This window comes from Fusicatenibacter saccharivorans, assembly GCF_015557635.1.
GTDB classification, from domain to species: Bacteria; Bacillota; Clostridia; order Lachnospirales; family Lachnospiraceae; genus Fusicatenibacter; species Fusicatenibacter saccharivorans.
This window is the reverse complement of the sequence record NZ_JADNOP010000006.1, coordinates 1-13334: the sequence shown is the minus strand read 5'-3', so window position 1 is coordinate 13334 and position 13334 is coordinate 1. Positions and strand designations below refer to the sequence as shown.

The following is a 13334-nucleotide window of genomic DNA, read 5'->3' as shown; positions in this document are numbered from 1 at the left end:
TATTTTTAAAAGGGAATGGAACTGCGCATCCGGCAGCTCCATTCCCTTTTTTATCCACATTTCTCTTCTGATTTTTTCTGTTTTTACACCGTTTCTTCTGCGTTTTCCGCATTTTCCACTGCCGCGGCCGATTCAGCTTCCGCTGCCGCTTCTTCTGTCCCCGTTTCTTCCCCCGGCCGCACACGGTGTGCCTCTACCATTGGCTCAATGGTCTGTGCCATCAGCAGATGGATCATGTCAAGGCTCCGCTCGCGGAACCGCGACGGCAGAAGCGGTGCGATCGCCACATCCGTCACGAGGGATTCAAGGCCCTCGATAATCAGATCCTTGCCCGGCGTCTCATTCCACTCCAGTCTGATCCGCTCGAAATCACGCTGGAAAATGATTTTGACCCTCCGTCTTGCGGCCTCTTCCAGAAATGCAAACTCAAGCTTCAGCACCAGTTCGCCGTCTTCATTCTCCGCAAACTGTCCCGTCGTTCCGAGCAGATACGATTCCTCGTTTTCCACCCATTCTACAACTTTGGACCCCGTAAGACCGATCTCAATGCGCTGTGTTTTTTCTCCCTCGGTCAGCTCGACAAAGAAACGGCCTTTTTCATAGAAGAAACCGATGCGGCGGATGCCGTCGGAAAAGTTGTTGTGGAAGACCTGCAGCGTCAGCGGAAACATGCCGACATGCGTGTCCTCCATTTTATATTCTTTTCCGTGCAGAAGCTGCGCCATGTCGATCTGACGCGGTGTTCCGCTGTTCCGCGGCCCCGGTGTTCTCCGCTTCCAGCCGCCGCGCAGGATTCTTCCCGGTGTCTCTTTCGCGCCCTCCAGATCACGGCAGGTCTGCACCAGCTTCTGATATGCCATCGGGCTTTCCGCCTCGCCGGATTTCAGCTCTGCACCAAATTCCGCGCCGAAATACTTCCGCACAATGTCGAGCATCTCACACGTCTGGAACAGCTCGTTGCTGCCCGCATTCGTCACAATCACCACGCCGGTATCCGGATAACCGAGCACGTTCTGCCCCAGCATGCCATTGAACGCAAAGCTGCCCGGCCGCTCCTCCATCCAGACCTGGTAACCATAGCCATATTTTCCCATCTTTTCCGGCGGTGTCGCATGAACGGAGGTGGACGCTGCGACCCATTCCGCCGGGACGATCTGTTTTCCTTCGAATTTTCCGCCGTTCACGTACATCACCCCGAGCTTGGCCGCGTCCTCCGGGCACAGGAAGAGGCCCCAGCCGCCTTTCGTAATCCCTGCCGGGCAGCTCTCCCAGAAAACTTTCCGGATGCCGAGAGGCTCAAACAGACGCGGCCGCAGGTAATCTACCATTTTCATGCCGGTGCGCTCCTGTATGATTGCAGACAGCAGATACGTGTTCATACTGTTGTACTCAAACGCTTCGCCCGGTGTTCCCTTGACCGGCGCATTTAAGAAGCTGTCCACCCAGTCGTTGCCGGAAACAACGCCCATCTCGTTGAACTGTACGCCGCTCTTCATCGTCAGAAGATGCTTCACGGTCAGATTCGGGCGCAGGATCTTCTGCAGCAGACCGTTTCGTTTTTCAAAAATATCATAGACGTTCTCGTCCAGGGAAAGTTTTCCTTCACTGATCAGAAAACCAGCCGCCATGCCAGTGATGCTCTTACACATAGAATACGTCGCATGCCAGATGCCGCTGCGGTATGGGGCGAAATTGCATTCGCAGATGACATGTCCATTCCGCAGGACCAGCAGATGATGCATGTCCGTATGGCGCGCAGCGGCGAGCTCACGAAGCATCTGCGTCAGCTTTTCCGATGAGATGCCTTCGCTCTCCGGCACCACGCGCGGAAAATATGTCTCCGGAGATGCAAAATCCCCGAACGCTTCCTTCTGCGGCGCAAAGTCCGTCTTTCCCATATGTCCTGTCGTCCCACTCATAAATCCCCAGATCATTTCCATTGCGGTTAACTGTTCTTTCGCTGCCATGTACGATGCCTCCTGTCTCATGCGGTTGGATTTCCCTGTTTTTCCAGTTTTCCTCATTATATCCAGATTCCTTGAAAATCGCAATGCTTCTTCTGATAAAAAAGAACCGACATAGAAATCTGTATTTCAATTTCTGCCGGTTCTTTTCCGTGTGTGATTTTTTTATTTTACTTTAGCTTACTCATTCCAGAGTTTCATACGCTCCTGATAATTCTGCGTGATAACTTTTTCTACATCTTCCAGTCCTGCGTCATTCATTTCGGAAATCATCTTGTCGTACTCTTCCATTGCCGCATCGTGGCTGTCTGCATTCACAATCTTCGGATATTCCTGATCGTAGATATCCTGGATTTTCTGCCATTTCAAGCCATCCGGAGTGCTTCCTGCCGGGGTAAGGCCTGCAAATTCTGCGGTATCCCATCTGTCGTTCTCACCAAAGTGATTCATAGCCACCTGCCGGGTCTCTTTTACTTTATACTGTGATACATCGTATGGAGTTCCGTCTGTACCATTTCCGTTCTTTACAAACCAGGTCCATTTGCGGACGCCGGTATCCAGTTTTGTTTTGTCAAAATCCGTCTGGAATCCTTCAATCAGATCATCGTTCGGAACGTGTTTTCCATCTTCCATATTCCAGTTGGTTCCCTCAATACCCCACATCAGAAGATACTGTCCTTCTTCGCTTGCAAGGTAGTTGATCATCTTCATGGCTGCTTCCGGATTTTTACAATTCTTGGTGATCGCGATTGCATCCCAGCCAAGTGTACTTCTTCCGGAGTAAGTAGTTTCATCTGCACTGATTCCGTTTCCAAGGATTTTATAGGAATAGAATTTTGCATCTTCTCCTACAGAAGAAGCAAGTGCTGTATTTGCTGCATCGGTATCCCAGTAGGAAGCAAAGGTACTGAATACGTTGCCTGCAGACAGTTTCTGCGTCCACTGATTTTTCTTGTTGACAACCCACTCTTTGTCCAGAAGGCCTTCGGTATACAGTTCATTGGCAAAGGACATCATCTCTTTGAAGTTTGGTGCTTTGGCAACATGTTCCAGATTGTCCCCATCCTGATAATATGTTTTCAGACCATACATTCCTTTTAATGTTCCATCGTAGTTTTTGGATTCTGCATCAAAGGTAATGGCAATACTCTCTTTTCCGTCAATGGTCGGATGAAGTTCTTTGAATTTCTTACAAATGTCAATATACTCTTCCTGTGTAAATGGCTCATCGCTGTCTGCGCGGTCTTTTCCAACGATTTCGCACAGATAATCATAGCGCATCAGAACACCGGCTACCGGATCCGGATCTTCTCCGTACCAGTTATTCAGATAGTAATTCTTTCCATCGGTATAACGACTCTTGTTTAAGGTTTCCCCGTACATCTCTTTTACATCCGGGCCGTACTCATCGATCAGATCATTCAACGGAAGCAGTGCGCCTGCCTCAATGTAACGGTTTACAATATCATTTCCACGATCCATCAGGACGATATCCGGGTAATTCTGACCGGTCAGCATCAGGTTCAATTTTTCCAGCGGATCTCCGGTTGGATTTTCTACCTGAATTTTGACACCTGTTTTTTCCTCAATTGCTTTTGCAACTGGATCATCAAAGGTATTGCTTCCGGAGTTTTTGTCAAAGATAGAAATCGTAACTCCGTCTGTTGTTACCTCGCCCGATGCAGATGATGCACTGCCGGATGCAGTACTTGATGATGTACTGCCATTTGATCCGCATCCTGCAAGCATTCCCGCTGCCATCAGGACACTCATCGCCATTGCGATACACAACGCCACAGTAAGAAACATTTTCATATCCAACCGCCAGACTCACTTCCCGTACTTTATTTTTCTTATTCTTTAACAGTTCCGCCGCCCTCTGCAGACGCATTTCCGTATTGTATTCCAAAATCGTTTTTCCTGTTGCCTCTTTAAACAGGCTCCTCAGATAATTCGGAGACAAACCGACCTCCGCGGCCAGCTTCTCGATATCTGCGCTTTCCGAGCAGTGCTTCTGAAGATATGTTTTTACCTGATAAACGGCATAGTAATTTGGATTTTGATTCTGTTCTTCAAAAAATGCCAACATCCGTTCCAGATACTGCTTCATCTTTTCCCGCATCTGATAACTGTTGTTTGCTTCAAAAATTTCATTTTCTCTCAAAATTTTTTCTGCTTCCATCCAGTTTTCCAGCAGTTCATCGCTCAAAACAAGACGGTTCCATAGATACATATAGAGATTGTAAACTTCTCCCGCAAATGTTTTCGGCGCAAGCCCCTTTAGCTGTTGAAAATAATCTTTCATGGTCTGCAGCGTTTCCTGCTTTTTCCCGTTGCTGACCAGACGACAGATTTCTTCTCTCCGCTCCTTCTGTTCCCGGAAATGATATGCTTTTTCCTCTTCCGTTTCTTTTTCATCTGCACAGAAAAGTTCCGGTGGATCCATATGAAATGCCAGAACACAACAGTTCCGAAGTTTTTCCGCCTTTTCGTACAGGCAGTCAGCTGTCCATGCTCCACTGCACCATCCAACGGCTCTCGGTGCGTCTTCTTTCAAATCATTCCAGATCTGAAATGCCGTATCTTTCACCGACAGATACCCCGCCAGCAGCAGAATGCTGATCCGTTCCGTTTTGCTGATGTAACGGATGCCCTTGTATTTTTCCTGAATTTGGCTACAGATGTTTTCTTCCGTTTTTCCATAAACCGCTATGATTCCAAACCTGCACTCTTCCAGTTCTTCTCCAAATACACCACGGAAATTTTTCCGTAAAAGCTCTGTTTCCTGTTTTTCCCGCAAAGCCATTTCCAGCAACTGCTTCGCCGCCGTTTTCCGCGACCAGTCTGCTATCTCACTTTTCTCCAGTTCACTTCTCACTTTTTTCAGACATGCTTCTACTTCTTCAATCGTAAATGGCTTTAAAAGGTAATCCACGGCATTCACCTGAAAAGCGGAATGGATATAGGAAAAATCATCATATCCTGTCAGAAAAACAATTTTGCATGGATACCCCCGGCGTACGATCGTCTCTGCCAGTTCAATTCCACTCATTCCTGGCATCTGAATATCCGTAATCACAATATCTGCCATATTTTCTTCCAGGCACTCCAGTGCCCTTCTGCCATTGCGCGCGGTAAATACTCTGGAAATCCCGTTCTTTTTCCAGTCAATATAATCCCGCAATGTCTCCAGTTCAATTTCTTCATCTTCTACAAGAAGAACGCGATACATTTTCTCCCTCCTGTTTCCAGTTGCTCCTGCAGTTTTCTTCTCCTGCTGCTTTTCATTTCTGTCTTTTTACTGCAGAAGTTCAATCATATACGCCTCATACGGCTGTAACTTCCACACTTCTTTTGTGAGACTTTCTGTATCATTATGAATCAGAACCGTTCCTTTTGTCAAATCATATCGGGCTTTCATCTCTGCCGCGGTATCCCGGAAATTGCAGAGCACAATCAGCTTTTTCTCTCCCAGATTTCTCTCATAAGCAAAAATATCCGGATTTTCTTCCTCAATCAGACGGAAATCCCCATAAACAAGAGTGTCATTTTTCCTACGCAGCGCAATTAGTTTTTGATAGAAATAGAAGAGGGAATCCGGATTTTTTCTGCTGTTTTCCACATTGATCTCCTCGTAATTCTGATTTTCCGCCATCCACGGTGTTCCCGCTGTAAATCCGGCGTGTTTTTCCGCATTCCACTGCATTGGCGTCCGCGCATGGTCCCGGCTGTTCCGTGCAAGATAGGTACGAATTTTTTCTTCCTCCCAGCCTTCTTTTTTACGGTCTTCGGCAAAATTTACAGACTCGATATCCTGATAGTCCTCGATCCGAAGCCCTGACACATTTGTCATACCGATTTCTTCCCCCTGGTAAATATAAGGAGTTCCTTTCATCCCATGGAGAAGGACAGCCAACATTTTTGCTGATTTTTCCCGATACGGTTCCCTGTCATTTCCAAAGCGCGATACGACACGCGGAAAATCATGGTTTCCCCAGAACAGACTGTTCCATCCTTTTTCTTCCAGTCCCGTCTGCCATTTTTCAAAGATCTGCTTCAGTTGCGGCAGCGTATACGGTTTCGGATCCCAGTTTCCACTTCGGATGCCGTCGATTCCCATCAGTTCAAACTGAAAAATCATACTGAGCTCCTGGCTTTCCGGATCAGAATACTGCTGTGCCATTTCTACCGTAGCACCTCCGGTTTCCCCCACTGTCAGGATCTGTTCTGATTTTCCATACGTATTCTGATTCATTTCCATTAAGTATGTATGAATCTGCTCCGAATGAGTATCATTTCCTCCATGTCCATCTTTTACAATATTGTCAATTGCATCCAGCCGGAAACCACGGATCCCTTTATCCATCCAGAACTGGATCATCCGGTACAGCTCTTTCCGAAGCGACGGATTTTTCCAGTTCAGATCCGGCTGCATTACACTGAAACTGTGATAATAATATTCCTGAACCTCCGGCACCCATTCCCAGGTGCTTCCTCCAAAGAATGCTCCGCCGCCTTCTGGCGGCTGCTCCTTCGTTCCTTCCTTCCAGATGTAAAAATCATGGTATTTACTGTTTCGATCCTTTCTGGCTTCCAGGAACCATGGGTGCAGATGGGAACTATGATTTAAAACAAGATCCATCATGACCACAATTTCCCGCTTTTCACAGGCTGCGATCAGTTCTTCCAGCTCTTCCATTGTGCCCGCTTCTTCCATTACTTTATAATAGTCACTGACATCATATCCATTGTCGTAATTAGGAGAATCGTTAAAAGGCGAAAGCCAGATGGCTCCAACACCAAGCTCCTGCAGATAGTCCAGCTTCTGCAGAATCCCTCCAAAATCGCCGATGCCGTCTCCGTTGCTGTCACAGAAGCTTCTGGTGTAAATCTGATATACGGTTAAGCTATGCCACCACTCTCTTTTCATTTTCTGTCCTCTCTTTCTTTTTTCCTATAAGAGCAGTATAATGATATTATCTTATATTTTCTAACCTGATTTTCGTATTTAATGAAAGGATTTTGACTTTTATGAAAAAAGAACGTTCAAAAGAGCTCTTTTCTCCTGAATCTTGTTCCCCTGTTCTTTCTGGCGGAATCCGGGATTTTACCGTGCATGGAACCGAACCTGTTCCGCTCCATATCTATCATCAGGATTATGCGCATGGCGGGCTCTCTGTTCCTTTTCACTGGCATAAAGAATTAGAATGGATCTGGGTTGAAAAAGGTACTCTCACTCTGACACTGAAAACTGAAACCCGGACAATTTCCGAAGGTACTTTTCTTTTCATCAACAGTCACGAACTGCATCAGCTCTGCAGCATTGGAACTACCCCTTCGGTTCACCATGCCCTTGTATTTCTTCCAGAAATTCTCTCATGTGCCTATCTGGATTCCTGTGAAGCAGACTGGATTCGTCCGCTGCTCTCTCATCAACTGCTTCTTCCGGCTTTTCCATTGGAAGAGCTTTCTGCTGCTGAAGCCTCCTCTCAGACACAGAAAACATTTGTACTGACATTATCTAAGCTTTTCCAGGAAATCCTGTATGCATACGATACCAAACCCATCGGCTGGTTTCTTCTGATCAAAAGTGACATGTATCGGATTCTTGCACTTCTGGCGCAATACCAGCTTTTTCTTCATCCGGAACCCCTCTGCACTCGTAAAAAAGAAAGATCTGATCAGTGTAAAAAACTCTTACGTTATATTCAGGATAACTATGATTCTAAAATCCGTCTTTCAGATCTTGCTGCTATACTCAATATGAATCCACAATATTTTTGTCGTTTCTTCAAAACGCACTTTCACACAACGCCTATTTCCTATATCAACCAGTACCGCGTAACCCAAGCCGCAGATCTTCTTACCGGCAGCTCGCTTTCTATCTTGGAAATTGCTCTGCATACCGGATTTGAAAGCCCCAGCTATTTTGCCAGCATTTTCCGCCGGACTTTTGGTATGTCACCGGAAGAATATCGAAAAGCCATGCCCTGACCCGGCAAATTTTTTCCTTCTGAATGCACGGCAACACAAATCTCAAAAATTTTTGATTTTTTTTCAAAAAACACTTGCCAAACTCGTTTTCTTATGATAATATACTACTTGTCGCTGAGCAAAAATCACGGCAGACAAAACAAAAACTTCGGCTCCGTGGTCAAGCGGTTAAGACATCGCCCTTTCACGGCGGTAACACGGGTTCGATTCCCGTCGGAGTCATATGGCGTCGTAGCCAAGTGGTAAGGCAATGGTCTGCAACACCAGTATCCACCGGTTCAAATCCGGTCGACGCCTCTATTTTCCCGGAAACAGATGGTTTCTGGGATTTTTCTTTTTCAAAATTATTTCAAAAAAGCTGCCGGTTCTGTTTGCTTCGGCAGCTTTTTTGAAAATATCATTTTTTTAATTTTCTTTTTCTTTCACATAGTCTTCATACACATACGCCGTTTTTCCCTCATACGAAATCTTGTACCATCCGTTCTCTTTTCCGAGCATTTCCACTTCTTCCCCTGTCGTCAGAGCTCCGATAACCTGGCTTGTGCTGACGTTGGGTTCTGTACGTACATTGACCGGTGAGATACAGGTGACGGTTTTCTTACCCTTCTGCTTTTTCACGCCATCCGAATTATTTTCTGCTTCCAGCGCTCTTTTCTGCTCCTGGCAGGCCGTCTGAAATGTTTCTGTCAGCAGCTCATTGTCCGGGAACTTCAGAGACTCCAGTATTTCCGGCACGATTTGCTGTGTATCGTTGCTGCCGCTTCCTTTTTTCCATATGATCTGATACCCTTCATTCTCCGTTTTCACCCCGCAGAAAAATGCAATCGGAATCTGCAGGGAATTTTTTACCTGGAAACGATAAAAGGAACTCTCGTTATCTTTTCCTTCGTTAGCTGTTTTCACCATAAAATCGCTGATGCTGTTTTCCCCTGTTATTTCATTCGGATAGAGCAAATTTTCAGCGCTCTCTTCGTCCTCCGGAAAATCCATAAGCGCTACTTTTGCCATTCCTTCCCGATACGATATCTCAAGACTTTCCCCCTCTTCTGATATGAAACTGCATTGGATTTTCTCATCTCTCATTACATTCCAGCCTTCTGGAAGTGTGATTGTAATATTCTGGTATGTAGAAAGAAACTCTTTTTCACCATCTTCTGACTCATCCTGGACACTGGATGCTCTTTCGGAGACAACCGATGGATTCTCCTTTTCCACCTGCTGATTTCCACATCCCATTACCACAATAGTTGTCATCAAAAGAACAGCTAAACAGTTTTTTCTGTTTCTCATGTACAATTTCCTTTCTTGACAGTTCCGTCTTTATTTTCTGTCAGAAAATTTCTTTTGCTTATTGTATCACAACTATTTTTGCACTGTAAAGAGTACATTCCTTCCCTCCTGCTTTGATTTTCTTTATGCAAAAAAATCTCCAACCAGATTGAGGTTCCCTCCCCCAAAAATCCAGTTGAAGATTTTTCTTATCTTTTTTATTTTACTTCTGTAAATTCGACCCGGATACTCTCATACTCTCCCAGCACCTGATGCAGGGTCAGCCCCGCACGGTTCCAGGTACGGCCAAGGCGGACTTCCTGGTCCAGACTGCAGCGGTACAGCTTATCCTCTGCAAGACCGCACACTTTCGTGTGAACCGGAAGCATATTTCCTTCTGCGTCAGTCTTTACGATCGTAAGCAGTGCGCGGCTCTGATCCTTTGCCACGAACTCCCATGCCATGAAATCCTGTTTTTTCAGTCCGGTCAGACGGTAATACAGGCCTTCGTGTGTGAGCTCGTAATATTCATGCATCGCAGCAACCTGCTCTTTTACCATCTCTTTTTCTTCCTCTGAAATCTTATTCAGATCCATCTCATATCCAAAGCTTCCTGCCAGCGCCACATCGCCTCTTGTCCGGAACGGTGTCACACGGCCGGTCTGATGGTTCGGGCATACAGAAACGTGGGAACCAACGGTACTGATCGGATAGAAGAACGAGCTTCCGTACTGGATAGACAGGCGGTTGATCGCATCGGTATTATCGCTGCACCAGATCTGCGGAGAGTAATACATCATACCGGCATCATATCTTCCGCCTCCTCCGCTGCAGCCCTCGAGCAGCAGATTCGGGCATGCGGCAAGGAATTTTTCCATCAAATCGTAAACACCGAGCACATAGCGGTGATACAGCTCTCCGTTTCGGCTCTGTGCTGCCACATGGCTGTAAACATCGCAGACACTGCGGTTCATATCCCATTTGACATAATCAATCTTTGCATCATGAACGATGGTTGTCAGACGCTCCAGCAGATACTCACGCACATCCTCACGCGTCATATCAAGTACAAGCTGATTTCTGCTGTGGTTCGGCACACGGCCAGGAATTGCAAATGCCCAGTCCGGATGTGCACGGTAAAGATCACTGTCCTCGGAAATCATCTCCGGCTCAAACCAGAGACCGAATTTCATGCCCATCTTGTGAATTTTTTCTGCAAGCTGCGCCATGGAGCCGTTCATCTTTTTCTCGTTGACGAACCAGTCACCGAGACCACTGTTATCATCCTCTCGTTTTCCAAACCAGCCATCGTCAAGCACCAGCATCTCAATGCCAAGCTTTTGCGCCTGTTCTGCAATTTTCAGGATTTTTTCTTCGTTGAAATTAAAATAGGTTGCTTCCCAGTTGTTGATCAGAATCGGTCGTTTGGCATGCTTGTATGCGCCACGGCAGATATGCTCGCGGATGATCTCATGATACTGCTGTGACAGTTTGGTAAGGCCGGTTCCGGAATAGCTTAAGATTGCCTGCGGGGTATCGAACGCCTCTCCTTTTTCCAGATGGAAGCAGAAATTGGTCGGATGAATACCCATCTGAAAACGGGTCTGATTTTTCTGATCCTTCTGTGCTGCCGCAACAAAGTTTCCGCTGTAAACGAGGCATGCGCCGATGCAGGAACCGTGTGTCTCACCCGCACCCTCCTCGCAGAGGATCACAGCCGGATTGTAATGATGGCTCGATGTACCGCGGGTGCTTCCGATCTCGACTTTTGCATGCTGCACCGGAATCCGCTCCGCCGTACGCTCCATCGCATGACGACCCGAGAAATAGATCATCTCATAATTTTCATACATCAGCTCCATGCTGAATGACAGCATTTTTTCCAGCTCAATTGCCGTTTCTCCGTGATTTTCGAGTCTTGCCGCTCTCGTAATCACATTTTCCTTTTCAAATACACCGTAAAACAGCTTCAGCACAATGTCGGAAGCCTTCTCCGTCATTGTAATAACAAGAGTCTCACCTTTTTCTTCCTCTGTATCGTACAGCGCCGGCATTCCGGGAATAGCATAGGAATGATCCAGAATTTCGAACGAATCGAAACGAAAATCTGCTGCAAAGCTGCCGTCCGCGTGGCGGATCTCAATCATATCATCACGGAAATCACCGACACCACTTCCCGGAATTTCCTGCGGAAGTGCATCAAGAGAATATTTCCGGTTAGGGCCTGCCTCCTCCGGATTTCCTGCAAATCCCATATCTGTACAGAAAATCAGACCGGAAAGATTTTCCTCACCGATTTTTTCTCCATAGTAGAGATGCAGAAGCACATTTTTGTCATCTGCGAACATCTGGTAACTGCTGTCTTTTGTCTGGAGGGTAAATAACCGTCCATTTTCACTTACTTTGATTGCCATAGTTTTTTCTCCTTTATCTTATCGCATTTTTTCGGGCTGCTCACACCAAAATCACTTTCTTACATACCCGAACAGCAAGTGTTCCGGTGCTGCGTGAACCGCAACGGCTGCTACTCCGGGCCTTTGATCTTCTACAGCGGCTTGCAGTATCCTGCAAAACACGATATAATTTTACTGACATTTCGGAATCTCATCCTTTTGTGACATTCCGGCTTTTCTGATGATTCATTTTGTGAGGTATACTTATGGAAACTTCCTGGACACTTCCCGTCCCAAAGCATAAATTTTCGGATCTTTATCTCTGCTTCTGCGGCTACGAAGCCTGCCAGCCGTTCCACAGCTACGGCCCGGCTGTCCGCCCCAATTACGTGATCCACTATATTATTTCCGGGAAAGGCATTTTTACCATCGGAAACCGCACTTACCGCTTAACCGCCGGACAGGGCTTTTTCCTGATGCCAAATGTCCGCACCTACTATGAAGCCGATGCGGATGATCCCTGGACCTATCTCTGGATCGGTTTTGACGGTGAAAAAGCTGCCTCTTATGTACAGGAACTCGGTCTTTCCGAGGAGCACCCTGTCTACCAGTGCAGTTTTTCCGGTGAACTGCAGTCCCTCTTGTTTCAGATGCAGAAGCACAATACCTACGACACCTCTGACCAGTATCTTCTGGAAGGCTGTCTATACCAGTTTTTCTCAATTCTTTCCCGCGAAATCACGCTTGCCGACCCTTTTGCACGGGAGAGTGGCAATCTTTACGTGGAAAAGGCCGTCGAGTTTATCCGAAATAATTATTCGAATGAAATTCTTGTCTCGGATATTGCCAGATATGTCTGCGTCAACCGGAGTTATCTCTATACTCTGTTTCAGAAATATCTCCATACCTCACCGCAGGACTATCTTTCTTCCTGCCGGATCACGCGTGCGCTCGAGCTTTTATCGTATACGGATCTCTCCATCGAAACGGTCGCTTTTTCCTGTGGTTACCGGAATGCCGAAGTTTTTACCAAAGCCTTCCGCCAGAAGCAGGGCATGACGCCAAGCGCCTATCGGAAAAAGTTCCGCCTTGACACGACTCCTGACTCTGCACATGTTCCGTGATCTGTCTGACTTCATTATAACGAAATCTTTCTTCTATGAACAGGAAGAAATGTTATGGAAAACCGTCAAAATGTTAGATGGCGTTTCTTAATGGCTACAGACAGCAAAAAAGCGATACAGTCATGATTTTTCATTTCTGTATCGCTTCTTCATCTTAACTCCCCGAGTTGGGCTCGAACCAACAACCCTTCGGTTAACAGCCGAATGCTCTACCATTGAGCTATCGAGGAATATCTCAGGAATCTTTTCCTGACAATCGTTACTATAACACAATCTTTTTCGAAAAACAAGTATTTTGCGGAAAATAATTACAAAAAGCCACCGGATCTCTCCGATGGCCTTTCCGATATACCTTCAAAACCGCATACACTACACATCTATCATTCCATTTTTTGTGAACACAACCATTCAGGTCAAGCCCTCGACCGATTAGTAACAGTCAGCTCCATGCCTTACGGCACTTCCACCCCTGCCCTATCTACCTCGTCGTCTTCAAGGGGTCTTACTTCTTTCGAATGGGATATCTCATCTTGAGGGGGGCTTCACGCTTAGATGCCTTCAGCGTTTATCCCTTCCCGACTTGGCTACCC

8 protein-coding genes, 3 tRNA genes and 1 rRNA gene are annotated in these 13334 nt (G+C 46.5%); 4 read left to right on the top strand and 8 right to left on the bottom strand.

What is annotated here, in order from left to right:
• Window positions 1-83 precede the first annotated feature (83 nt).
• The 4 genes from I2G42_RS06405 to I2G42_RS06395 form a co-directional block, all read right to left on the bottom strand.
• Complete coding sequence (locus I2G42_RS06405; RefSeq protein ID WP_070103253.1) at window positions 84-1967, bottom strand: serine hydrolase domain-containing protein; 1884 nt, start codon at window positions 1965-1967, stop codon at window positions 84-86.
• 177 nt (window positions 1968-2144) lie between these two features.
• Window positions 2145-3713 (bottom strand): extracellular solute-binding protein, encoded by a 1569-nt coding sequence (locus I2G42_RS16380; RefSeq protein ID WP_243277157.1) that lies wholly within the window; start codon window positions 3711-3713, stop codon window positions 2145-2147.
• Window positions 3601-5196 carry a response regulator transcription factor gene (locus I2G42_RS06400; protein ID WP_195530870.1) on the bottom strand — a complete coding sequence of 532 codons (1596 nt, stop codon included), beginning with the start codon at window positions 5194-5196 and terminating at the stop codon, window positions 3601-3603. The genes I2G42_RS16380 and I2G42_RS06400 overlap by 113 nt, the downstream gene beginning before the upstream one ends.
• 66 nt (window positions 5197-5262) lie before the next feature.
• Window positions 5263-6894, bottom strand: coding sequence for a glycoside hydrolase family 13 protein (locus I2G42_RS06395; protein ID WP_055220147.1), 1632 nt, complete (start codon window positions 6892-6894; stop codon window positions 5263-5265).
• 101 nt (window positions 6895-6995) lie between these two features.
• Here I2G42_RS06395 and I2G42_RS06390 point away from each other — a divergent pair, with 101 nt between their 5' ends.
• From I2G42_RS06390 to I2G42_RS06380, 3 genes are all read left to right on the top strand, one after another.
• Window positions 6996-7958 carry an AraC family transcriptional regulator gene (locus I2G42_RS06390; RefSeq protein ID WP_195530869.1) on the top strand — a complete coding sequence of 321 codons (963 nt, stop codon included), beginning with the start codon at window positions 6996-6998 and terminating at the stop codon, window positions 7956-7958.
• 150 nt (window positions 7959-8108) lie between these two features.
• Window positions 8109-8180, top strand: a tRNA-Glu gene (locus I2G42_RS06385).
• A gap of 3 nt (window positions 8181-8183) precedes the next feature.
• A tRNA-Cys gene (locus I2G42_RS06380) sits at window positions 8184-8255 on the top strand.
• Window positions 8256-8363: 108 nt separating this feature from the next.
• Here the strand turns inward: I2G42_RS06380 and I2G42_RS06375 are convergent.
• Window positions 8364-9248 (bottom strand): SH3 domain-containing protein, encoded by an 885-nt coding sequence (locus tag I2G42_RS06375; RefSeq protein ID WP_117814621.1) that lies wholly within the window; start codon window positions 9246-9248, stop codon window positions 8364-8366.
• A 197-nt stretch (window positions 9249-9445) separates the two neighbouring features.
• Window positions 9446-11641: an alpha-galactosidase gene (locus tag I2G42_RS06370; RefSeq protein ID WP_195530868.1), complete on the bottom strand. Its 2196-nt coding sequence runs from the start codon at window positions 11639-11641 to the stop codon at window positions 9446-9448.
• Window positions 11642-11886: 245 nt separating this feature from the next.
• Between I2G42_RS06370 and I2G42_RS06365 the strand changes: the two genes are divergently transcribed.
• Entirely contained in the window at window positions 11887-12744 is an 858-nt protein-coding gene (locus I2G42_RS06365; RefSeq protein WP_195530867.1) for an AraC family transcriptional regulator, read from the top strand.
• Between the two features lie 158 nt (window positions 12745-12902).
• Here I2G42_RS06365 and I2G42_RS06360 read toward each other — a convergent pair.
• Both I2G42_RS06360 and I2G42_RS06355 read right to left on the bottom strand, forming a co-directional pair.
• Window positions 12903-12974 (bottom strand) — tRNA-Asn (locus tag I2G42_RS06360).
• A 179-nt stretch (window positions 12975-13153) separates the two neighbouring features.
• Window positions 13154-13334 (bottom strand): 23S ribosomal RNA (locus I2G42_RS06355); the annotation flags it as partial.

Excerpts from the sequence above, each read along its gene's own strand:
- I2G42_RS06395 (WP_055220147.1), bottom strand. The coding sequence starts at position 6,894 with ATGAAAAGAGAGTGGTGGCATAGCTTAACCGTATATCAGATTTACACC.
- I2G42_RS06390 (WP_195530869.1), top strand. The coding sequence starts at position 6,996 with ATGAAAAAAGAACGTTCAAAAGAGCTCTTTTCTCCTGAATCTTGTTCC.
- I2G42_RS06405 (WP_070103253.1), bottom strand. The coding sequence starts at position 1,967 with ATGGCAGCGAAAGAACAGTTAACCGCAATGGAAATGATCTGGGGATTT.
- I2G42_RS06400 (WP_195530870.1), bottom strand. The coding sequence starts at position 5,196 with ATGTATCGCGTTCTTCTTGTAGAAGATGAAGAAATTGAACTGGAGACA.
- I2G42_RS06375 (WP_117814621.1), bottom strand. The coding sequence starts at position 9,248 with ATGAGAAACAGAAAAAACTGTTTAGCTGTTCTTTTGATGACAACTATT.
- I2G42_RS06370 (WP_195530868.1), bottom strand. The coding sequence starts at position 11,641 with ATGGCAATCAAAGTAAGTGAAAATGGACGGTTATTTACCCTCCAGACA.
- I2G42_RS16380 (WP_243277157.1), bottom strand. The coding sequence starts at position 3,713 with ATGCTTGCAGGATGCGGATCAAATGGCAGTACATCATCAAGTACTGCA.
- I2G42_RS06365 (WP_195530867.1), top strand. The coding sequence starts at position 11,887 with ATGGAAACTTCCTGGACACTTCCCGTCCCAAAGCATAAATTTTCGGAT.